At 35.3% G+C, this 22592-nt stretch carries 17 protein-coding genes and 1 CRISPR repeat array; of the genes, 14 read left to right on the top strand and 3 right to left on the bottom strand.

Annotation, left to right across the window (positions count from 1 at the left end; genetic code table 11):
- Positions 1 to 140: 140 nt before the first annotated feature.
- From E5Z56_RS09920 to E5Z56_RS09955, 9 genes are all read left to right on the top strand, one after another.
- On the top strand, positions 141 to 497 hold the full coding sequence (locus E5Z56_RS09920; protein ID WP_138157644.1) for a plasmid mobilization protein: 357 nt from the start codon (positions 141 to 143) through the stop codon (positions 495 to 497).
- Positions 458 to 1852 (top strand): relaxase/mobilization nuclease domain-containing protein, encoded by a 1395-nt coding sequence (locus E5Z56_RS09925; protein ID WP_175405454.1) that lies wholly within the window; start codon positions 458 to 460, stop codon positions 1850 to 1852. Before E5Z56_RS09920 ends, E5Z56_RS09925 begins: the two co-directional genes overlap by 40 nt.
- Positions 1849 to 2703, top strand: coding sequence for a ParB/RepB/Spo0J family partition protein (locus E5Z56_RS09930; RefSeq protein WP_138157646.1), 855 nt, complete (start codon positions 1849 to 1851; stop codon positions 2701 to 2703). The genes E5Z56_RS09925 and E5Z56_RS09930 overlap by 4 nt, the downstream gene beginning before the upstream one ends.
- A 10-nt stretch (positions 2704 to 2713) precedes the next feature.
- A complete protein-coding gene (locus E5Z56_RS09935; protein WP_232842436.1) occupies positions 2714 to 2884 on the top strand; it encodes a hypothetical protein in 171 nt (56 codons plus the stop codon).
- A 91-nt stretch (positions 2885 to 2975) separates the two neighbouring features.
- Complete coding sequence (locus E5Z56_RS09940) at positions 2976 to 4484, top strand: recombinase family protein (RefSeq protein ID WP_138157648.1); 1509 nt, start codon at positions 2976 to 2978, stop codon at positions 4482 to 4484.
- 404 nt (positions 4485 to 4888) lie between these two features.
- Positions 4889 to 8725: a type V CRISPR-associated protein Cas12a/Cpf1 gene (gene cas12a, locus E5Z56_RS09945; protein WP_138157649.1), complete on the top strand. Its 3837-nt coding sequence runs from the start codon at positions 4889 to 4891 to the stop codon at positions 8723 to 8725.
- Entirely contained in the window at positions 8718 to 8882 is a 165-nt protein-coding gene (locus E5Z56_RS11715; protein ID WP_175405455.1) for a PD-(D/E)XK nuclease family protein, read from the top strand. The genes cas12a and E5Z56_RS11715 overlap by 8 nt, the downstream gene beginning before the upstream one ends.
- A gap of 106 nt (positions 8883 to 8988) precedes the next feature.
- On the top strand, positions 8989 to 9264 hold the full coding sequence (gene cas2 / locus E5Z56_RS09950) for a CRISPR-associated endonuclease Cas2 (protein ID WP_138157650.1): 276 nt from the start codon (positions 8989 to 8991) through the stop codon (positions 9262 to 9264).
- Between the two features lie 128 nt (positions 9265 to 9392).
- Positions 9393 to 9808: direct repeats of the CRISPR family, unit length 36 nt; unit sequence GTTTAATCAACCCTTAGAATTTCTACTATTGTAGAT.
- 220 nt (positions 9809 to 10028) lie between these two features.
- Positions 10029 to 10547: an NAD(+) diphosphatase gene (locus tag E5Z56_RS09955; protein ID WP_138157651.1), complete on the top strand. Its 519-nt coding sequence runs from the start codon at positions 10029 to 10031 to the stop codon at positions 10545 to 10547.
- 118 nt (positions 10548 to 10665) lie between these two features.
- On the opposite strand, the gene pckA is transcribed toward E5Z56_RS09955, so the two are convergent.
- Positions 10666 to 12273, bottom strand: coding sequence for a phosphoenolpyruvate carboxykinase (ATP) (gene pckA, locus E5Z56_RS09960; protein ID WP_138157652.1), 1608 nt, complete (start codon positions 12271 to 12273; stop codon positions 10666 to 10668).
- A gap of 404 nt (positions 12274 to 12677) precedes the next feature.
- On the opposite strand from pckA, the gene feoB reads away from it, so the two are divergent.
- Genes feoB through E5Z56_RS09975 form a run of 3 tightly spaced genes read left to right on the top strand, consistent with a single transcriptional unit; the run spans position 12678 to position 15816 of the window.
- Complete coding sequence (gene feoB, locus E5Z56_RS09965) at positions 12678 to 15023, top strand: ferrous iron transport protein B (RefSeq protein WP_138157653.1); 2346 nt, start codon at positions 12678 to 12680, stop codon at positions 15021 to 15023.
- A 1-nt stretch (position 15024) separates the two neighbouring features.
- Positions 15025 to 15183 carry a FeoB-associated Cys-rich membrane protein gene (locus E5Z56_RS09970; protein ID WP_138157654.1) on the top strand — a complete coding sequence of 53 codons (159 nt, stop codon included), beginning with the start codon at positions 15025 to 15027 and terminating at the stop codon, positions 15181 to 15183.
- Positions 15184 to 15219: 36 nt separating this feature from the next.
- Positions 15220 to 15816 (top strand): hypothetical protein, encoded by a 597-nt coding sequence (locus E5Z56_RS09975; RefSeq protein ID WP_138157655.1) that lies wholly within the window; start codon positions 15220 to 15222, stop codon positions 15814 to 15816.
- A 96-nt stretch (positions 15817 to 15912) separates the two neighbouring features.
- On the opposite strand, the gene E5Z56_RS09980 is transcribed toward E5Z56_RS09975, so the two are convergent.
- Positions 15913 to 17238 carry an MATE family efflux transporter gene (locus tag E5Z56_RS09980; protein WP_138157656.1) on the bottom strand — a complete coding sequence of 442 codons (1326 nt, stop codon included), beginning with the start codon at positions 17236 to 17238 and terminating at the stop codon, positions 15913 to 15915.
- Positions 17239 to 17442: 204 nt separating this feature from the next.
- On the opposite strand from E5Z56_RS09980, the gene E5Z56_RS09985 reads away from it, so the two are divergent.
- Positions 17443 to 18447, top strand: a complete 1005-nt coding sequence (locus E5Z56_RS09985; RefSeq protein ID WP_138157657.1) for an aldo/keto reductase — start codon at positions 17443 to 17445, stop codon at positions 18445 to 18447.
- A 914-nt stretch (positions 18448 to 19361) separates the two neighbouring features.
- Here E5Z56_RS09985 and E5Z56_RS09990 read toward each other — a convergent pair.
- Complete coding sequence (locus E5Z56_RS09990) at positions 19362 to 21509, bottom strand: Tex family protein (RefSeq protein WP_138157658.1); 2148 nt, start codon at positions 21507 to 21509, stop codon at positions 19362 to 19364.
- A 128-nt stretch (positions 21510 to 21637) separates the two neighbouring features.
- Between E5Z56_RS09990 and E5Z56_RS09995 the strand changes: the two genes are divergently transcribed.
- Entirely contained in the window at positions 21638 to 22591 is a 954-nt protein-coding gene (locus E5Z56_RS09995) for a ketopantoate reductase family protein (RefSeq protein ID WP_138157659.1), read from the top strand.
- The last annotated feature ends 1 nt before the right edge of the window (position 22592 follow it).

Raw genomic sequence — 22592 nt, forward strand, 5'->3', positions numbered from 1 at the left:
TCCGTCCTGAGAGCAGCAGGGCGGGTTTGTCTTATACTGTAGCAAGCAGGGAATTTGTACGGCAAATTCCAAATACAACAGCCCATAGCTGTTGTAAGTCTTTAGGGACACCCTAACACCCGAAGAAAGAAGGTATATTATTGAACGATAAAAATGCAAGAATCGAACTGCGTGTTACGCAGTCCGAGAAGAACAAGATAGCCAAGCTCGCCGAGAGCTGTGGCTTAACGCAATCCGAATATTTCAGACAAAGGGCATTGGGTTATGCACCGAGGACGGTGCAGCCTGATGTCTTTTTTCATTTCTATCAAATGCTCTGCCGATTGTGCGACGAGGTTGCCGATAAGGTGTCACCCGATATCGAGCGGAGATTGCTTGAAACGGTTGATGAAATCCAACGGCAGTTACTCTTGCCGGAGAAATCTACAACAGCACAGATCTGCAAGGAGGTAACGACGTGGCTACAACAGGCTTCTGGCCCGTCAAAGGACGGTTGAAGGATGTTATCAATTACGCTCAGAATCCCGATAAAACAATCGAGCGCAAATATCTTGATGATGACTTAGCCGCTACCCTCAATTACGTTGAGAACAGCAACAAGACAGATCAAACGATGTATGTCAGCGGAATCAACTGTACGAAGAAGCGAGCCTATGAGCAGATGATGACCACCAAGCGACGTTTCGGCAAGCTCGGCGGTAATGCAGTGTATCACGGTTATCAGAGCTTTCAGGCAGGCGAGGTCACGCCCGAAGAAGCACACCGAATCGGAATTGAAACCGCCAAGCGTATGTGGGGCGATGATTATGAGGTTGTCGTAACGACGCATCTAAATACCTCAAATATTCATAATCACATTGTCCTAAACAGCGTTTCCTTTCGCACCGGTAAAAAATTTGAAAATCATATCTCCGACCACTACAAGCTGCGAGAGATTTCCGATGAGGTCTGCCGTGAATACGGTAAATCCATTCTCGAAAACGCTCCGTTCTACGGCGGAGATAAAGCGTATTGGATACGGAAAAGCGGACAGCTACCGCACAAAGATATGCTTCGTAAGGACGTTGATGAAGCGCTTGCGAATACCTGTAATCCGGTGGACTTTGAAGTGTACCTGCGTTCTCTCGGTTACAAGTTTGTGAGGAACTTCAAATATGAGCATCCGTCCGTAGTCGCTCCCGATTGGCAGAAGCCCGTAAGGATAAGCAGTCTGGGTAAGGATTATTCCAGACAAGCCATCTTAACTCGCCTGCGCACACAACACGAGGACAGGTACTTTATGGATTTCTACACGCCGAGACCTGTAGTCCGCAGAACACCATTGATTTTGGTTATACGAGATTACGAAAAGGAGCATACGCCCGACCTGATTACCTCGCTGTTTGAACTGATTATCACTATAGCTAAAATCTGCACAGGCTCGAATATCAAGAAAGCTGATTATCGTCCGCTGTCGCCTGATTTGCGAGCAGAAATTATCAATCTTGACCGAACGCTTGAAGAATACCATTTCCTCTGCAATCACAGCGTGGAGTGCGCAGAGGATTTTGTATCTTGCCGAAATGAAATCACTGAGCAAATCAAGGCTTATGAAACTGAGCGACAGCATATCTGCAATCAAATCCGCAGGGCGAAAACGCCGGAAGAAGATAATTCTCTAAAAGAACAATGTAGAGAAATCACAAAGAAGCTGACACCTTTGCGCCGGCAGCTCAAAATCTGCGAGCGCATTGAAAACAAAGTGCCTCGACTCCGAGCTTTGATTGAACAGGAAAAGCAGCTGGAGCAAGGCAGATACAAGTACAAATATTATCAACCAACTAAAACTAAACAAAGGAGTTACGAAAGATGACCAATATATCAATCAACAAATTACACGAATTCAAAGACCACCCTTATCAGGTGCTCGACAATGAAGAAATGAACAATCTAATTATGAGTGTTCAACAGCAGGGCATTATGACACCGCTAATCGTCCGTCCTCTTGAAGGCACAACAAACGAGTATGAAATCATATCCGGACACCGCCGCTTCCGTGCGGCGCAGAAGGCAGGGCTCACAGAAGTCCCTGCCTTTATTCGTCCCGTCAGCCGTGACGAGGCGGCGATTATGGTGGTGGACAGCAATCTACACAGGGAGCACATTCTACCGTCGGAAAAGGCTTTTGCCTATAAGCTGAAAGCCGAAGCACTAAAGCATCAGGGACAGCGAACTGATCTCACTTCGGGACAAATTGTCCCGAAGTCTGACGAAAACCGAGCGACTGCATTTATCGGTGAACAATCAGGTGAAAGCTACAAAACCGTACAGCGTTATATTCGCTTAACAAATCTTATCCCCGAATTGCTAAACCTGATGGATGAAGGCAAGATCGCTTTCTCTGTCGGCGTAGAGCTGTCATATCTCTCACCCGAAATCCAGCGTGATTTATATGCGATTATCGAGCGGGATGATCATACACCGTCTTACTCACAGGCTTATCGTTTGCACAAAGCCTTTAATAGCTGTTCTCTGACGAAAGAAGGTTTGGAGCTCGTGATGTCGGAGGAAAAAGCAAACCAACGGGAAACGCTGAAAATCCCAATGGACAAGGTAAGAAAATACGCTCCGAGAGCCACCGACAATCAGCTTGAGGACTTTGTCCTCAAAGCCTGCGATTATTACCAACGCTATCTCAAGCGACAGCGTGACCGTGAAAGATGAGGTGAGCCTATTGAACAATGAATTGCAAACTGCGGAATACTCGGAAGAAACGTTAACGCTCCTCGCAAAAGCATTTGTTCCCGATATCATCGAGTTTTATAACAGTGAGTTTGGCAAACAGTATTACGAGAAGTGGCTAAAGGCTCACCCCGAATATCAGGACGGAAAAAAGATTGCGTAAATTTGACACAATCGACTGTTTTCTACAAATCCTGTAAAATATAATCAATAAAGCTCTCCGTCATCTCGGCGGAGAGCAAAGGAGGTCAATTATGAATGTAGTAATCTATGCCCGCTTTTCGAGCCACAGTCAGACCGAGCAATCCATCGAAGGTCAGTTAAAGGTTTGCTATGAATACGCGGAGCAAAATCATTATACAGTTGTCGGTGAGTACATAGACAGAGCTATGAGCGGTAAATATGATAATCGTGCCGAGTTTCAGCGTATGATTTCCGACAGCGATAAGCACACCTTTGAGGGTGTGTTGGTGTATCAGCTTGACCGCTTTGCCCGTAACCGCTACGACAGCGCAATCTACAAAGCCAAGCTAAAAAAGAACGGTGTGAGGGTGTTATCGGCAAAAGAGAATATCACCGATGACGCATCGGGCATCCTCGTCGAAGGCGTGTTGGAGAGTATGGCGGAGTATTATTCCGCCGAGCTTTCTCAGAAGATCCACCGAGGAATGGAAATCAACGCGCAAAAGTGTTTGTCCAACGGCAGCAATCCCGGTCTTGGGTTTAAGGTGGATAAAGACAGGCGATTTTATGTTGACGAGGACGAAGCCAAAATCGTGCGTGAGATATTTGAGCGATACGCCAGCGGTGAAACAAAGGCAGAAATCGTAAAGGATTTGAAACGCCGCAAAGTCAAAACGTCTTTAGGTAACGATTTTACCTACAACAGTCTTAGCCGTATGTTGAGCAACAAGCGATATATAGGGGTTTATATGTATAAGGGACAGGAAACACCGGACGGTATGCCGAGGATTTTAGACGACGATTTATTCTACAAGGTTCAGGATATACTGAACAAAAACAAAAAGGCTCCAGCCAGAATGCACGGCGAGGGCGAATATCTTTTGACAACAAAGCTATTTTGCGGTCACTGTAAGAATATGATGGTCGGTTACGGCGGCACAAGCAAAACCGGAAAACAGTATCACTATTACATCTGCAAGGAAGCCCGAAAGAAACGCTGTGATAAAACAATCGTTGGCAAAAAGAAAATCGAGGACAGAGTGATTGCGGAATGTTTGAAACTGCTTACAGATGAAAACATCGAATTCATAGCCAAAAAGGTAGCTGAGGAATGTAATAAAAGCCCTGATAATCTTTCGGTCAAGCAGTTAAAGAAAGCCATCCGAGAAGCGGATACTGCCATAGAAAATTTATGGAGAGGTATTGAGCAAGGACAATCCGTGCCAATGCTGACAGAACGCCTTAACAAGCGTCAGGCTGAAAAAGAAGAGCTGGAGGAACAGCTTGCCATTGAACAAAACAAACGTATCTGTCTTTCGGAAGCGCAGATACTCGCTTTCCTCGATTTCGTATGTGAAATGCCGCTGGATGATATAAACAAACGCCGAGCTATCATCAATATTCTTGTTCATTCGGTGTATCTTTACGATGACCACTTTACACTGATAATCAACGCCAGCAAGAAGCCTGTGAGCATTGATGACATACCGTTAGAGGAAATTGAAGAAGCCTTTAACACCGATAAAACCTGCACGGAGCAGTGTTCGACTATGACGTCGCCTGCTCCACCCAAGATATAATATTAATATATAAGTTAACTAAGGTTAATCAAATTTATATAGAATAATTTTATTTGACAGTAGATTGCACATAGAATATAATGATAGTAGAATTTCTACTATTGTAGATAGGTTATTATGTTGTAGTCCATGAAACCGTAGTATGTTTTATGGAGTTTGAGAGTGATAGTTTTTCAACTATCACTCTTTTTTTATAGGTAAGTCCCAAAAGTGGGACACATAATATGATATAATTTATTATATAAAAATTAGTGTATTTAACTTGTGAAAATATTAAACAAATTAAATCATTAAAATTTGGATGGTTTGTGTATTGAATTACTATAGATACTGATATATAATTAGATTATGATGTTGATATTATAAATAATAACCTTAAAATTACATATAAAAGGAATGATACAATGTCAATCAACATTAACAAATTTTCAGATGAATGTAGAAAAATTGATTTTTTCACTGATTTATACAACATTCAAAAAACTTTAAGATTCAGCCTTATTCCAATAGGAGCAACTGCTGACAACTTTGAATTTAAAGGCAGATTATCCAAAGAAAAAGATTTGCTAGATTCTGCAAAGCGTATCAAGGAGTATATTTCAAAGTACCTTGCAGATGAAAGTGATATATGTCTTTCCCAACCCGTAAAGTTAAAGCATCTTGATGAGTACTATGAACTTTATATCACTAAAGACAGGGATGAACAGAAGTTTAAGTCTGTTGAAGAAAAGTTAAGGAAAGAATTAGCCGATCTTTTAAAAGAAATTTTGAAACGATTAAATAAAAAGATTTTATCTGATTATCTACCTGAGTATCTTGAAGATGACGAAAAGGCCCTTGAAGATATAGCAAATCTTTCTTCTTTCTCAACTTATTTTAACAGTTATTACGATAATTGTAAGAATATGTATACAGATAAGGAACAGTCAACTGCAATTCCTTATAGATGTATTAATGATAATTTACCCAAATTTATTGATAATATGAAAGCATATGAAAAGGCTTTAGAAGAACTAAAGCCAAGTGACCTTGAAGAACTTAGAAATAACTTTAAGGGTGTATATGACACAACAGTTGATGATATGTTTACCTTGGATTATTTCAATTGTGTTCTTTCACAGTCAGGTATTGATTCCTACAACGCTATTATAGGTAATGACAAGGTTAAGGGGATTAATGAGTACATTAATCTCCATAACCAAACTGCAGAACAAGGTCATAAAGTCCCTAACCTAAAACGACTATATAAGCAGATTGGCAGTCAAAAAAAGACTATTTCTTTTCTTCCTAGTAAGTTTGAAAGTGACAATGAACTCCTAAAAGCAGTTTATGATTTCTATAATACCGGTGATGCTGAAAAGAACTTCACTGCATTAAAAGACACTATAACTGAATTTGAGAAGATTTTTGATAATCTATCAGAATATAACCTTGATGGTGTGTTTGTAAGGAATGATATTTCACTTACTAATTTATCACAAAGTATGTTCAATGATTGGTCAGTATTCCGTAATTTATGGAATGACCAATATGATAAAGTCAATAATCCGGAGAAAGCAAAAGATATTGATAAGTATAATGACAAGAGACATAAAGTCTATAAAAAGTCAGAAAGTTTTTCAATTAATCAGCTACAAGAGTTAATTGCAACAACTCTTGAAGAAGATATTAACAGTAAGAAAATTACAGATTACTTTAGTTGTGATTTTCATAGAGTTACAACAGAAGTTGAAAATAAATATCAACTAGTAAAAGACTTATTATCTAGTGATTATCCGAAAAATAAAAACCTAAAAACAAGCGAAGAAGATGTAGCACTTATTAAGGACTTTTTAGATAGTGTTAAATCATTAGAAAGTTTTGTGAAAATACTAACCGGTACCGGCAAAGAAAGTGGCAAGGATGAACTTTTCTATGGTAGTTTTACAAAATGGTTTGATCAGTTGAGATATATTGATAAGCTATATGACAAGGTAAGAAATTACATTACGGAAAAGCCTTATTCACTTGATAAAATTAAGCTGTCTTTTGATAATCCACAGTTCCTAGGTGGATGGCAACATAGCAAAGAAACTGACTATTCAGCACAACTTTTTATGAAAGATGGATTGTATTATCTTGGTGTAATGGACAAAGAAACCAAGAGAGAATTCAAAACTCAGTATAATACTCCTGAAAATGATAGTGATACAATGGTTAAGATTGAGTACAATCAAATCCCAAATCCGGGTAGAGTTATTCAAAATCTTATGCTTGTTGATGGCAAGATTGTAAAGAAAAACGGTAGAAAGAATGCTGATGGTGTTAATGCTGTTCTTGAAGAACTAAAGAATCAGTATCTACCTGAAAATATCAATAGAATTAGAAAAACCGAAAGTTATAAAACCACAAGTAATAACTTTAACAAAGATGACCTAAAAGCATATTTAGAGTACTATATTGCAAGAACTAAGGAATATTATTGCAAGTACAATTTTGTTTTTAAGTCAGCTGATGAGTATGGAAGTTTTAATGAATTTGTTGATGATGTTAACAATCAAGCCTACCAAATTACCAAAGTGAAAGTATCTGAAAAACAATTACTTTCATTAGTAGAACAAGGCAAACTTTATCTTTTCAAAATCTACAACAAGGATTTTTCTGAGTATAGTAAGGGTAAGAAAAACTTACATACTATGTATTTTCAAATGCTATTTGATGACAGAAATCTTGAAAATTTAGTGTACAAGCTACAAGGTGGAGCAGAAATGTTCTATAGACCTGCAAGTATCAAGAAAGATTCAGAATTTAAACATGATGCAAATGTTGAAATTATTAAGCGTACTTGTGAAGATAAAGTAAATGATAAAGACAATCCTACAGATGATGAGAAAGCTAAGTATTATAGCAAATTTGACTACGATATAGTAAAGAACAAACGCTTTACTAAAGATCAATTTTCTCTACATTTAACTTTAGCAATGAATTGTAATCAGCCTGACCATTATTGGTTAAACAATGATGTTAGAGAACTTCTCAAGAAGTCAAATAAAAACCATATTATTGGTATTGATAGAGGTGAAAGAAATCTTATCTATGTAACTATAATTAATAGTGATGGAGTAATAGTTGACCAAATCAACTTCAATATTATTGAAAACAGTTACAATGGTAAAAAATACAAAACTGATTATCAGAAAAAACTTAATCAAAGGGAAGAAGATAGACAAAAGGCAAGAAAAACTTGGAAAACTATTGAAACAATTAAGGAACTGAAAGACGGTTACATTAGTCAGGTTGTACATCAAATTTGTAAACTTATTGTTCAATATGATGCAATTGTTGTGATGGAAAACCTTAATGGTGGTTTCAAAAGAGGTAGAACAAAAGTTGAAAAACAAGTTTATCAAAAGTTTGAAACTATGCTTATTAATAAGCTGAATTATTATGTTGATAAAGGTACTGACTATAAAGAATGTGGTGGACTTTTAAAGGCATATCAGCTTACAAATAAGTTTGAAACATTTGAAAGAATCGGTAAACAAAGTGGTATTATCTTTTATGTTGACCCATATCTGACAAGTAAGATTGACCCGGTAACAGGTTTTGCAAATCTGCTTTATCCTAAGTATGAAACAATACCAAAAACTCACAACTTCATTAGCAATATTGATGATATTCGATATAACCAAAGTGAAGATTACTTTGAGTTTGATATTGATTATGATAAGTTCCCGCAAGGTAGTTACAATTATCGTAAGAAGTGGACAATCTGTTCTTATGGCAACAGAATTAAGTATTACAAAGATTCAAGAAATAAAACAGCTAGTGTAGTTGTTGATATTACTGAAAAGTTCAAGGAAACTTTTACTAACGCAGGTATTGACTTTGTTAATGATAATATTAAGGAAAAGTTATTGTTAGTTAATAGTAAGGAACTCCTAAAGTCATTTATGGATACTCTTAAACTGACTGTTCAGTTGAGAAATTCTGAAATTAATAGTGATGTTGATTACATTATCTCACCGATAAAGGATAGAAACGGTAACTTCTATTATAGCGAAAACTACAAAAAGTCTAATAATGAAGTACCGTCACAACCACAAGACGGTGATGCAAATGGTGCATATAACATTGCACGAAAAGGATTGATGATTATTAACAAACTAAAAAAAGCCGATGATGTAACCAATAATGAGTTGTTGAAAATCAGCAAAAAGGAATGGCTGGAATTTGCTCAAAAAGGTGATTTAGGTGAGTGAAAACCCTATTGCTATTTCTAATCTTAATGATTTTATCTTTTGCCCTGTGTCAATTTATTTTCATTCACTTGATTATGATACTGAGAAAATGACCTATAAAAATTCAGACCAACTAAATGGTACTGCTGTCCACACAACAGTGGACAGTGGTACATAATAAGTGTAGAAAGATTCAATTTTTCTATATATTCAGTCTTACTACAGAGCATTTATGAAGAAATTAGATGTGGATAAATTTCCTGTATTTGACATAGGAGAATAATATGATTATAATTAGTTATGATATATCTGATGACAGAAAACGCAGTAAATTTTCAAAGTACATTAAGCGTTTTGGTCATATGTTGCAGTATTCTGTATATGAGATTGATAATAGTGAAAGAATACTAAACAACATTATTGCAGATATTAATAATAAATTTTTGAAAATGTTTGACCAATCTGATAGTGTGTATATCTTTCAGTTAAGTAGTTCATGCAAAGTTCAAAAATTTGGTTATGCTAAAAATGAAGATGAGCCTTTGCTTGTTGTTACATAATTTGCAAACCTCAGTCTTTATTTTAGATATTCTTTGAAAAAGGTTGTTAAACAATGAAGATTATATGCACAATGAACAATTGCATAAATTACCAAGATGTAATTTATGTAGGGTTAAACAAAGTTAGGGCTTAATCAACCCTTAGAATTTCTACTATTGTAGATTGCTAGGTGTAGCCGTAACGATTGTGGTTTAATCAACCCTTAGAATTTCTACTATTGTAGATCTCCCATTTTGTCTAGGTATTCAAAGACTGTTTAATCAACCCTTAGAATTTCTACTATTGTAGATAGAAAGCAATAGACGACTATATCGACCGTTTAATCAACCCTTAGAATTTCTACTATTGTAGATTCGCAATAAATATGAAGAAGTTCGGGAGGTTTAATCAACCCTTAGAATTTCTACTATTGTAGATAAATGCAGGTATTTCACCTATATTAGCGTTTAATCAACCCTTAGAATTTCTACTATTGTAGATATGGTAACTATCTTTACAATGGCATTAGTTTAATAATCCTTTAGAATTTCTACTATTGTAGATCGGAACAACATAATCATTGTTGATTGTGTTTAATAACCCTTTATAATTTCACTATTGTGGATATGTGTATGAAATCTTCATAGGCTCTAGTTTAATTAATCCATATTTATGAAATCAGCCACCAAGTAATATTTTGGTGGCTTTTTGTATAATCAATATTGTGTTTTAAAAATAAATGTAGTAAAATATCATTGAAATTTAGTGAAATGATAGGTGACTTATGAAGTACAAATTTTGTCCACAATGTGGCAGTGAATTAAAGCCTAAAATGGCAGGGGATGATGGTGAAGTACCATTTTGTTATGAGTGCAACAGATATTGGTTTGACAGTTTTGAGAGCTGTGTAATTGTTCTGGTGTACAATGAATTTGATGAAATTGTAGTTTGTATGCAAGATTATATTTCCAAAGTTTATGGCACAATTACTGCCGGATATATTTTGCTGGGGGAAAATGCTGAAGAAACTGCCTATAGAGAAGTGGAGGAAGAACTAGGCATAAAGCTTGATAATCTTCAGTATGGTGGTACATATTGGTTTGAAGATGGTGACAAACTTATGCATGCTTTTATGGCATATTCACCAAAATGTGAACTGAAACTTTCACAAGAAGTTAATTCAGCACAATGGGTGAAAGCAACCAAAGCTCATAAAGTCTTATTCCCTGATTCACCGGGTAATGCAGCAATGGGACTTTTAAAGCAGTATGTAAAAATGAAAAATCTTCAGTTTGAAGACTAATTGAGTATAAGCATTTGCTTATGCTCTTTTTTAATAAAAATAAATAGGCATAACAAAAAGGGTGTACTCAGCGAGTACACCCTAAATTTATGAATTATAAAGTTAGTTAAGACTAAAATTATTCTACTGTAGGACCTGCAGATACTAGAGCCTTACCTGCTTCATTACCTTCATACTTAGCAAAGTTCTTAACAAATCTTGAAGCAAGATCCTTAGCCTTTGTTTCCCATTCGTTAACATCAGCATATGTGTCTCTAGGGTCTAGGATAGCTGGGTCAACACCTGGTAGTTCTGTAGGAACTTCAAAGTTGAAGTGAGGGATAGTCTTTGTAGGAGCCTTTGTAATAGAACCGTCAAGGATAGCATCAATGATACCTCTTGTATCCTTAATAGAAATTCTCTTACCTGTGCCGTTCCAACCTGTGTTAACTAGGTAAGCCTTAGCACCACTCTTTTCCATCTTCTTAACTAGTTCTTCAGCATACTTTGTTGGATGAAGTTCTAGGAAAGCCTGACCGAAACAAGCAGAGAATGTTGGAGTTGGTTCTGTGATACCTCTTTCAGTACCTGCTAGCTTTGCAGTAAAGCCTGATAGGAAGTAGTACTTTGTCTGTTCAGGAGTTAGAATAGAAACTGGAGGTAGTACACCAAATGCATCAGCTGATAGGAAGATTACATTCTTTGCAGCAGGAGCAGAAGATACAGGACGAACAATGTTTTCAATGTGGTCGATTGGGTAAGAAACACGAGTGTTTTCTGTAACTGACTTATCAGCAAAGTCAATCTTACCGTTTTCGTCAACAGTAACATTTTCTAGTAGAGCATCTCTTCTGATAGCATTGTAGATGTCTGGTTCAGATTCCTTGTCAAGGTCGATAACCTTAGCATAGCAACCACCTTCAAAGTTAAATACACCATTGTCATCCCAACCGTGTTCGTCATCACCGATTAGAAGTCTCTTAGGGTCTGTTGAAAGTGTTGTCTTACCTGTACCTGATAGACCGAAGAAGATGGCTGTGTTTTCACCGTTCATATCAGCATTAGCTGAGCAGTGCATTGAAGCAATACCCTTTAGAGGTAGGTAGTAGTTCATCATTGAGAACATACCCTTCTTCATTTCACCACCGTACCATGTGTTAACGATAACCTGTTCACGGCTTGTGATGTTAAATAGAACAGCTGTTTCTGAGTTTAGACCTAGTTCCTTATAGTTTTCAACCTTAGCCTTTGATGCGTTGTAAACGATAAAGTCAGGTTCAAAGTTTTCTAGTTCTTCAGCAGTTGGCTTAATGAACATATTTGTTACAAAGTGAGCCTGCCATGCAACTTCAACGATGAAACGAACTGCCATTCTTGTGTCGTGGTTAGCACCACAGAATGCGTCAACAACATAAAGCTTCTTGTTAGAAAGTTCTTTCTTAGCAATTTCCTTTACAGCTTCCCATGCTTCTTGTGTAGCTGGGTGGTTGTCGTTCTTGTATTCATCAGAAGTCCACCATACAGTGTCCTTAGAATTTTCGTCCATAACGATAAACTTGTCTTTAGGTGAACGACCTGTGTAAATACCGGTCATTACATTAACTGCACCTAGTTCAGTTTCCTGACCAACTTCATAGCCTTCTAGTTCAGGCTTTGTTTCTTCGTTGAATAGTTCTTCGTAGGAAGGATTGTGGATAATTTCAGTAGTACCGGTAATACCATACTTAGTTAAATCAATCTTTGCCATTTCAGTATCAACCTTTCTTTTTCTTGAATTTTTACATAGAAATTGTATTTTTCAGTCCAATGCTATAGTTATTCAGCATAAACTGTAATCCTATGTTCTTAAATATTTTAGCATAATTAAGCATTATCGTCAAGCAAATAACTAGTAAAATACTATAAATTTCTGACCTTTACCTTTATTTGTATAATAACTAACACATCTTTAACATTTTGTCTATTACTCTTAACAATTATTCACTACAGTAATCTATTATAAGTAGTATTACTTTGATTATTCATGAAATTTTCATCATATGTGCAGATATTGTAGATTTATGTAGTTAAATGTATTATAATAATCTTGGAGTTTAAAAGTATGCAAAAATTTTTATAATTTTAGGAGAAAAGGGAAGGATAATTTAATTTATGACCTTAAAAGAATTGAATATAGGCGAAAGTGCCATCATAACATCAGTTGGTGGTGAGGGTGCATTGCGACAACATTTTCTTGATATGGGTATGATTCCTAATGCAGAAGTAACTGTTGTGAAATTTGCACCAATGGGTGACCCTATGGAACTTCAGGTCCATGGGTATGAACTGACTTTAAGATTAGCAGATGCCGATAAAATTCAGGTAGAACCTATCAAATCTCGTACAAGAAGTCACGATAGAGTGGATAGGTTCAAGGATACAGAGCATCCAGGTCTTGGTGAAGAAGGCAAATTCCATTCAAAGGGAGATGGCAACCCTTTGCCGGAAGGAACAACCCTTACATATGCTTTGGTTGGCAACCAAAACTGTGGCAAGACAACTTTGTTCAACCAAATCACCGGTTCAAATCAGCATGTCGGTAACTTTCCAGGTGTAACAGTTGACAGAAAGGATGGTTCAATCAAAGGCTATCCCAACACAAATGTAACTGACCTACCGGGAATTTACTCAATGTCACCATATAGTAGTGAAGAAATTGTTTCAAGAAATTTTGTACTTGACGAAAAGCCAAAGGCTATTATTAATATTGTAGATGCAACCAATATTGAAAGAAACCTTTACCTTACAATGCAACTTCTTGAAATGAATATTCCAATGGTTATTGCACTTAATATGATGGATGAAGTTACAGGTAACCAAGGTTCTATTGATGTAAATACAATGGAAAAAATGCTTGGTGTACCGGTTATTCCAATTTCAGCAGCAAAAAATGAAGGTGTTGATGAACTTATCAAACACGCACTTCATATTGCTCAGTATCAGGAAAAGCCATTGCGTCAGGATTTTTGTGACAAAAATGACCACAACGGTGCAGTACATCGTTGTATTCACGCAGTAATTCACTTAATAGAGGACCATGCAGAACAAGCAGATATTCCTGTAAGGTTTGCAGCTACTAAGGCAATAGAGGGTGACCACCTAATTCTTGATAAGTTGAACCTTGATGAAAACGAAATGGAAATGCTTGAGCATATTGTTCAACAACTTGAAACAGAAAGACAACTTGACAGAAATGCCTCAATAGCCGATATGCGTTTTGACTTTATCGAAAAACTTTGTGAAGATACAGTTATCAAACCAAAGCAAAGTAAAGAAAGAGTCAGAAGTGAAAAGATAGACAAAATTCTAACAGGTAAATATACTGCAATTCCTTGTTTTATTGCAATAATGGTTTTAGTTTTTTACCTAACATTTAATGTAATAGGTGCAGGACTACAAACTTTATTGGAAATGGGCATTGACTCATTAACCACAATAACAGATAATGCTCTAACCTCAGCCCATGTAAATGATACAATACATAGTCTTGTAATAGATGGTATATTTAACGGTGTAGGTAGTGTGTTAAGTTTCTTACCTATAATCGTAACATTGTTTTTCTTCTTATCATTAATGGAGGACAGTGGCTACATAGCAAGAGTAGCATTTGTAATGGATAAATTGCTGAGAAAAATCGGTCTGTCAGGCAGAAGTATTGTTCCAATGCTAATTGGTTTTGGTTGTACAGTACCGGCAGTTATGGCAACAAGAACTTTAACATCCGAAAGAGATAGAAAGATGACAATCCTACTAACTCCATTTATGAGTTGTACTGCAAAGTTACCTATCTATTCATTTTTTGTCAGTTCATTTTTCCCTAAACAAGGTGGACTGATAATGTCAGGACTGTATGTGCTGGGTATAGTAATCGGTATATTGATTGCTTTTCTATATAAAGGAACATTGTTCAAAGGTGAGGCAGTACCATTTGTTATGGAATTACCAAACTACCGATTACCAGGTGCAAAGAATGTTGTTCAGCTATTGTGGGAAAAAGCAAAGGACTTTTTGCAGAGAGCATTTTCAATTATCTTAATTGCAACAATAGTTGTTTGGTTCTTACAGAGCTTTGATATTCACTTTAATATGGTGACAAATTCAGCAGATAGTATGTTAGCCTCAATCTCAGGTTTTATCTCACCGATATTTGCACCATTAGGACTTGGAGATTGGAGAATATGTACTTCATTAATCTCAGGTATTATGGCTAAGGAAAGTGTAGTTTCAACATTACAAGTCCTATTTAGTGGCAACATTGCCTCAGTATTAACACCACTTGCAGCATCATCACTACTTGTATTTAGTTTGCTATATTCTCCTTGTGTTGCAGCTATTGCATCAGTAAAAAGGGAACTAGGCAGTAAGTGGGCAATAGGTGTTGCTTTATGGCAGTGTGTTATTGCTTGGGTAGTAGCATTCATAGTCCACTTAATCGGTTCAGCAGTAGGAATGGTGTAGTATGGATTTTCTAAGCAGTTTAAATTTTTGGGATTATATAATTTTAGCTTTAGTCATTGTTGCAGTAGCTATTGCAATTTTCTCAATGAGAAGTAGAAAGAAAAAAGGCAAAGGTTGTTGCAATTGTGGTTGCCAAAATTGTAATAAAAAGTGTAAATAGTTTTATTGCATCTTATAGATACAAAGGTACAAATTTATGAAAAGATTTTTAAAAAACTCAACTTTATTTATTATGGCTATTGTATGCCTAAGTCCACTTGGACATCTAATACTTGCTTGTATTAATGCTCAACAAAATCATTTCCTTAGACTGTCAATTATATCTTTGGTATGTATTTTGGTTTTATTAGTCTTCACATATTTCTATGCTAAGTATAGTAAACAACTTAGAGATGAAATGCCTCTTAAAATGAAAAAGGTAGTTCTTGACAATGGCAAAAGCATAAGTATTCCAAAGAATTGGTCTTTGTTGGATAATGAGGGAAAGCTATATATTAATAATGAAAATAATAAGGTTGCAGTTTTCCAAAGTGAAAATAAAATTAACTTTAATGAAATTTTCACTTCTGTAAATTACAATGTAGAGCAAAATCCTTTATCAGATAACTTTAAGTGTATTGAAATTTTAACTGTTGAAAAAGTATCAAATGATACTTTTAAAGGTGTTGCAAAGGTTTCTGTTGATGATAAAATAAGATGTATGAATTATTTTATTTTAGATGATTTGCAGTTTTTTGCAACAAGTAAAGTTAGTAATGAACTATTGCTTGATATTGTACTTTCTTATGAATGATTTAAACAAAAATCTTAAGTTTATAATTACAGTTGAATAAGAGTAAAGAATAAAGGCAAGGTAAATAATACCTTGCCTTTTTACATCATTTATGATTTATAATTTATTTTTCCTATAATAAAAATATCCCACAACATCAGCAAGTATCCAACCGATAGGAATAGATAGCCAAATTGCAATTACTCCAAGTGGTGTAGTTGGTGCTAATGCATAAGAAAGCACTACCCTTGTACCAAGAGAAATAATTGTAAGAATCAGAGAAATAAGTGGCTTGTTAACTCCTCTAAAGTACCCATACCATAGGAATAATATACCGATACCAACATACATAGCACCCTCAATTCTTAGGTACTTTGCACCCTCAATAATAATCTCTTTTTCAAATGACTCAACGAAAATTCCCATAAGACTTTCAGCAAATATAAATATAATAGCTGAAACAACTAGGCAAAATATAGCTGATACTATAAAAGAAATTTTTGTGCCATTCTTGATACGGTCTGATTTTTTAGCACCGTAGTTTTGTGAAATAAATAGGGAATAGGCATTGCCAAATTCTTGGGAAGGCATATATGCCAATGTGTCAATCTTTACTGCTGCTGCAAATGATGCCATAATAACTTCACCAAAACTGTTTACCAACCCTTGAATCATCAGAATACCAAAGTTCATTACAGATTGTTGTACAGAAGTAGCAAGGTCATTTATAACAATTTCCCTAAATCTTTTGAAACTTAAATCAACTTTTTCTTTCTGAATTCTCACAATAGGTACTTTTATTATTGAGTAAATCAGTAACCCAATACCTGCCACACCTTGTGATATTACAGTAGCAAACCCTGCACCGAATACTCCCTTGTTAAGTGAAACAACAAACCAAATATCAAGAATAATATTCAGTACCGATGATATTCCCAAGAACACTAATGGTACATATGGTTTGCCTATTGACCGTAATAAATATGCAAAGAAATTGTATAAAAATATAAATATTATACCACTGAATATTACGGTAACATATTCTTTGGTAAGTGCCATTAATGTACTAGGTGTCTGTAAAATTGAAAGTATTATTCCCATACAAGGGTAAATAACTATGCTGATTATTGCCGATACCGACAGTATAAATATAAATGACAGTACAATATCTTCCTTTAATCTTTTATGATTTTTAGCACCATAATCTAATGAGAAAAATGCACCACTACCCATACATAACCCAATAATAATTGATGTGATAAATGTCATTAAAGTATATACCGAACCAACTGATGCTAAGGCATTTGCACCTATGTATTTTCCCACAATCAATGTGTCTGCAAGGTTGTATATTTGTTGAAGAAAATTCCCCACAATCATAGGTAAAGAAAATTTTATCAACTTTTTGAATATAGAACCACTAGTCAAATCTATTTCTTTCATTTTCCCCTCAATGTATTTTAGTTTTTATTGTTAACTATCATTATAACATAAATAAATCATAATATATTGTTCTTAAGAAAAATTAATTATCCTATCCATAATACCTTCTAGGCATTGTAATAAATTAACTAAAAGCATTAGACTTTTTAAGAACAAAAGATTATAATTTACTTAGAGATAACTATATATGAAAAGAGTGATTATATGGAATATACTAAGTTAGGAAAAACAGATATTGAAGTGTCAAAGCTATGTGTAGGTTGTATGAGCTTTGGTAAAGCCGGTACAATGCATGATTGGACACTTAATGAAACTGAAAGTGAAAAATTAGTAAAGAAAGCCCTTGACCTTGGTATTAATTTTTTTGATACTGCAAATGGCTATTCTGCCGGTACAAGTGAAGAATATTTAGGAAAAGCTATCAAGAATAATGTTCCTAGAGATAAGGTAGTAATTGCCTCAAAGGTTTATTTCAATGAGGGTAGACTTTCTAAAAATGCTATCAATCGTGAAATTGAGGGTACACTAAAAAGATTAGGTACAGATTACCTTGACCTATATATTATCCATCGTTTTGACTACGAAACACCTATTGAAGAAACTATGGAGGCACTACATAACCTAGTAAAACAAGGGAAAGTTCGTGCAATCGGTGCATCTGCAATGTACGGTTATCAGTTCTACAATATGCAACTAACTGCTAGGGATAATGGTTGGACAGAATTTTCAGCAATGGAAAACCACTACAATCTTCTTTATCGTGAAGACGAAAGAGAGCTTATTCCTATTTGTAAACAAATGGGAGTTTCCTTAATGCCATATAGCCCATTAGCTGCCGGTCATCTTGCTCGACCAACTTGGAATAGTGATACTCTAAGAGGTAAAACCGATAGAGTAGCAGTAGGTAAGTATGGCAAAATGGAAAAGTATGACATTCAAATTGTCAATCGTGTAAATGAACTTGCAGAAAAGTATAATTGCAAAATGTCACAAATAGCCATTGCTTGGCAGTGGACAAAGGGTGTTGCTTCACCAATTATAGGTGCAACAAAAGCAAAGTATTTTGATGATGCAGTAGGTGCTTTTGATGTTAAGTTAACTGATGAAGATATTGCTTATATTGAAGAATTATATGTTCCACATAAAATCGTAGGTGCAATTGATAAGAACCCTCAGCAAGGCGTAATGCTACTTGATGAGAAAAAGTAATATTTATTAGCTATAAGCAAATTATAAAGCAAACTAAAGCAGAATATAAATTTAACCTAAAAAATTAAACTAAAATAAAGAATTAACTAAAAGTAAAACGGTGCAAACTCATAAGAATTTACACCGTTATTTTTGTATAAAAAAATCCCCTTGAATACGGTCTGGCAACTGTAATAAATCAAAGGGGATTTTTCAAATGAATGACTATAAAATAGTCTACCACATAGATATATTTTAACATAATCAAAAATATATTGCAATGCTAAATTTTTAATTTCGTTTGTGGGTTAAGAGATTAATCACTTCTGCAAATTAGGGTTTGTGGGTGTGAATTATAACAAAATTTTGGCTCACAGTCGTAGGGGCGAACATCGTTCGCCCGTTAAAAGTGCGATACCTATGGGATTATTGCCCCATTTACAAACTATAATTTCAAGATTTTTAAATAGGACAAAATACTGATAAATAGGAAAAATTGTTACGGGACATCAATGATGTCCCCTACAACTGTAACTCATAATTTTTCTTATATTTTATAGTTAGAAATAGAGGAAAGTTTCAGATAATATGGAATTGTAAATGAATTTACAATTCCAATCACTCCTTCCGTCTTTGCATACGCAAAGCCACCTCCCTCAGCGAGGGAGGCAACAAAGTATGTACAATTTTGAAAATATGTACATACTTATTGATTTGCAGAAACTGTGTCTGGCTCCCTCAGACGAGGGAGCTGTCATTCGTGAATTGCAGAGCAATTCACCTTTTAAAGAATGACTGAAGGAGTGAAAAAGCTATTAATTAGATGAATTAATCGGTTACTATCTAATTAACCCACACTACATAAACAACCCCACAAACCCTAATTTATATTACACCTTATTTTAACTCACAAATATAATTAATAACTCGAAAAATTAAAATTTCATAGTCAAAGCAATTCTATTCTTTTCAGGTTCAACAGAAAGAATTTTTACTTTTACAATGTCACCGACTTTTAGCACCTCTGATGGATGCTTAATGTACTTATCACAGATTTGAGAAATATGTACAAGACCGTCTTGATGCACACCAATGTCAATAAATGCACCAAAGTCAATAACATTTCTTACAGTACCCTTAAGTTCCATACCTTCCTTTAAGTCCTTAATGTCAAGTACATCACTTCTTAGCATAGGTGCAGGAAGTTCATCTCTAGGGTCACGTCCGGGTTTAGATAGTTCCTTTACAATATCGTCAAGTGTAGGTAAACCGATTTCAACAATGTCAGCAAGTTTCTTACTGCCAAAGTTCTTTACTCTGGTTGATAGGTCAGAGTAGTCACCGGTTTTAATATCCTTGTCGCTGTAGTCAAGTGTCTTTAGCAGTTCTTTTGCATTGCTATAACTTTCAGGGTGAACACCTGTGTTGTCAAATGGATTCTTACTTTCAGCAACTCTAAGGAAACCGGCACATTGTTCAAATGCTTTAGGTCCAAGTTTAGGTACTTTCTTTAGTTCACTTCTTGAAGAGAATGCACCGTTTTCTTCTCTGTATTTTACAATGTTGTTGCATACAGTAGCATTAAGACCGGCAACCCTTGAAAGTAATGCAGGGGATGCAGTATTTAAGTCAGCACCAACTGAGTTAACGCAGTTTTCAACAACACCGTCAAGTGTTTCAGCAAGTCTTTTTTGTGGCATATCATGTTGATATTGACCAACACCAATTGCTTTAGGCTCAATTTTTACAAGTTCAGCTAATGGGTCTTGAATTCTTCTTGCAATAGAAACGGCACTTCTTAGGGTAAGGTCAAGTTCAGGAAGTTCTTTAGCAGCAAGTTTAGATGCAGAATAAACTGATGCACCTGCCTCACTAACTACCATATACTTAACATCTTTGCCACAGTCCTTAATTACATCAACTGCAAACATTTCTGTTTCTTTACTAGCAGTACCGTTACCTATAGAAATAATATCTACATCATATTTCTTAATTAACTGAATAATTTTTTCTTTTGATTGCTTAACCTTAATTTCACCGTGAGTAGGGTAGATAACTGTTGTGTCAAGTACCTTACCTGTTTCATCAACAACGGCAACCTTACAACCTGTTCTGTATCCCGGGTCAAGTCCAAGTACAGTTTTACCCTTAACAGGTGGTTGCATTAATAATTGCTTTAGATTAATTGCAAAAACTTTCATTGAGTTTTCACAAGCATTTTCAGTTAAAGCAGAACGAATTTCCCTTTCAATAGATGGGAAAATAAGTCTCTGATATGCGTCAGCACCGGCTTCTTTAATAATGTCACTGCATAAGTCATTTTTGTAGTTGATAGTTTCATTGTTGATATATTCAATAAACTTTTCATAATCACATTGAATAGATACCTTTAAGAAACCGTCTTTCTCACCTCTGTTAATAGCAAGAAGTCTGTGGTCGGCAATTTTCTTTACAGGTTCACTGTATTCGTAGTAAGACCTATAAACACTGTCCTTGTCTTTATCACTTGCAACAGAAACTACTGTACCATAGTTGTTTAACATTTTTCTGATAGTCTTTCTGATTTTTGAATTATCGGAAATTTGTTCAGCAATAATGTCCTTAGCACCATTAATAGCATCTTCAACTGTATCAACACCTTTTTCAGCATTAACATATTTTTCAGCTGACTTGTTAGGGTTAAATTTGCTATCTTGTAAAAGTATTTCAATAGCAAGTGGTTCAAGACCTTTTTCCTTTGCAATAGATGCCCTGGTTTTTCTTTTTGGCTTAAATGGTCTGTAAATATCTTCAAGTTCACTAAGTGTAACTGCCTTATCAAGTGAAGTAGAAATTTCATCAGTTAATTTTTCTTGTTCATTAATAAGGTTTCTGATTTCTTCTCTACGCTTATCAAGGTTGCGAAGATACTCTAACTTTTCAGAAAATTCTCTTATCAACTGGTCATCCATAGAACCATGCATTTCTTTACGGTATCTTGCAATAAAAGGAATTGTATTTCCCTCATCAAGCAAACTAATAATATTAGTTGCGTATTGTTCTTTAATGTTAAATTCTTTAGCTAAAATTTGTGAATAATCCATATTAACCTTCTTTCTTTTGCTAGGCTATTATATCATACTTTATTTTTTATTGCCAGATAATTTTTGTTGACCATATTCGTAATTAGGTTTATACTAATTTTAGTTTATTAAAGATAAGGTTGAACAATATGAAAATAAAGAAAGTAGCAGTCCTTGGTGCAGGAGCAGTTGGCTCATATGTAATTTGGGGACTTTCACAGAAAGATAATATCCAACTTGGTGTTATAGCTGAGGGTGAAAGAGCTGATAGACTAAAGAATGGTATTACCATTAATAATGAAAAGTATTATCCTAATGTGTGGTCATCAACAGAAAAAGATATTGATTTATTAGTAGTAGCATTAAAGTATAATTCTTTGCCAAGTGCAGTGAAAACAATTGCAAGTGTAGTTAATGAAAATACTGTCGTTATGAGCCTAATGAATGGTGTTGACAGTGAAGAAATTATTTCAGCAGAAATAGGCAAGAAGAATGTTATCCATTCACTTATTAAGGTAGCCTCTCATAAAGAAAATAACGGTTACTGCTTTAACCCTGAAACCACACTAGGTATAATTTTTGGCGAAACAGAAGAACCATATTATAGCGAAAGAGTTAAGGCTATTGAAGAACTATTTAGCAACACAGGACTTCATTATAGATATACTGATTACATATTAGAAGAAATGTGGGCAAAGTTTAGGCTTAATGTGTGTAACAATTTACCACAAGCAATTTTAGGTGCAGGTGTAGGTTGTTATGAAGACAGTATCCATATGAAAGCTATTAGTGACGGTTTAAGAAATGAACTTGAAACTATAGCACAAGCAAAAGGTATTGATATTAATAAGTCAGGAGAACTATCAAAGAGAGGCAGTGCAGTACCTGCATCAGCAAGATATTCCACATTACAGGACTTAGATGCAAAAAGACATACAGAGATTGATATGTTTTCAGGAGCATTAATTCGTATGGGAAAAGAACTGAATATTAAAACACCATATAATGAATTTACCTATCATATGATAAAAGCATTGGAAGAAAAGAATGACGGTAAGTTTGATTATACAGGTGACAAAGACAAAGTAACTTGGGCAAAGTAAT

It is taken from the genome of Ruminococcus bovis (assembly GCF_005601135.1).
Classification (GTDB): Bacteria; Bacillota; Clostridia; order Oscillospirales; family Acutalibacteraceae; genus Ruminococcoides; species Ruminococcoides bovis.

Excerpts from the sequence above, each read along its gene's own strand:
- E5Z56_RS09930 (WP_138157646.1), top strand. The coding sequence starts at position 1,849 with ATGACCAATATATCAATCAACAAATTACACGAATTCAAAGACCACCCT.
- cas2 (WP_138157650.1), top strand. The coding sequence starts at position 8,989 with ATGATTATAATTAGTTATGATATATCTGATGACAGAAAACGCAGTAAA.
- pckA (WP_138157652.1), bottom strand. The coding sequence starts at position 12,273 with ATGGCAAAGATTGATTTAACTAAGTATGGTATTACCGGTACTACTGAA.
- feoB (WP_138157653.1), top strand. The coding sequence starts at position 12,678 with ATGACCTTAAAAGAATTGAATATAGGCGAAAGTGCCATCATAACATCA.
- E5Z56_RS09995 (WP_138157659.1), top strand. The coding sequence starts at position 21,638 with ATGAAAATAAAGAAAGTAGCAGTCCTTGGTGCAGGAGCAGTTGGCTCA.
- E5Z56_RS09955 (WP_138157651.1), top strand. The coding sequence starts at position 10,029 with ATGAAGTACAAATTTTGTCCACAATGTGGCAGTGAATTAAAGCCTAAA.
- E5Z56_RS09970 (WP_138157654.1), top strand. The coding sequence starts at position 15,025 with ATGGATTTTCTAAGCAGTTTAAATTTTTGGGATTATATAATTTTAGCT.
- cas12a (WP_138157649.1), top strand. The coding sequence starts at position 4,889 with ATGTCAATCAACATTAACAAATTTTCAGATGAATGTAGAAAAATTGAT.
- E5Z56_RS09980 (WP_138157656.1), bottom strand. The coding sequence starts at position 17,238 with ATGAAAGAAATAGATTTGACTAGTGGTTCTATATTCAAAAAGTTGATA.
- E5Z56_RS09985 (WP_138157657.1), top strand. The coding sequence starts at position 17,443 with ATGGAATATACTAAGTTAGGAAAAACAGATATTGAAGTGTCAAAGCTA.
- E5Z56_RS09975 (WP_138157655.1), top strand. The coding sequence starts at position 15,220 with ATGAAAAGATTTTTAAAAAACTCAACTTTATTTATTATGGCTATTGTA.
- E5Z56_RS09940 (WP_138157648.1), top strand. The coding sequence starts at position 2,976 with ATGAATGTAGTAATCTATGCCCGCTTTTCGAGCCACAGTCAGACCGAG.
- E5Z56_RS09990 (WP_138157658.1), bottom strand. The coding sequence starts at position 21,509 with ATGGATTATTCACAAATTTTAGCTAAAGAATTTAACATTAAAGAACAA.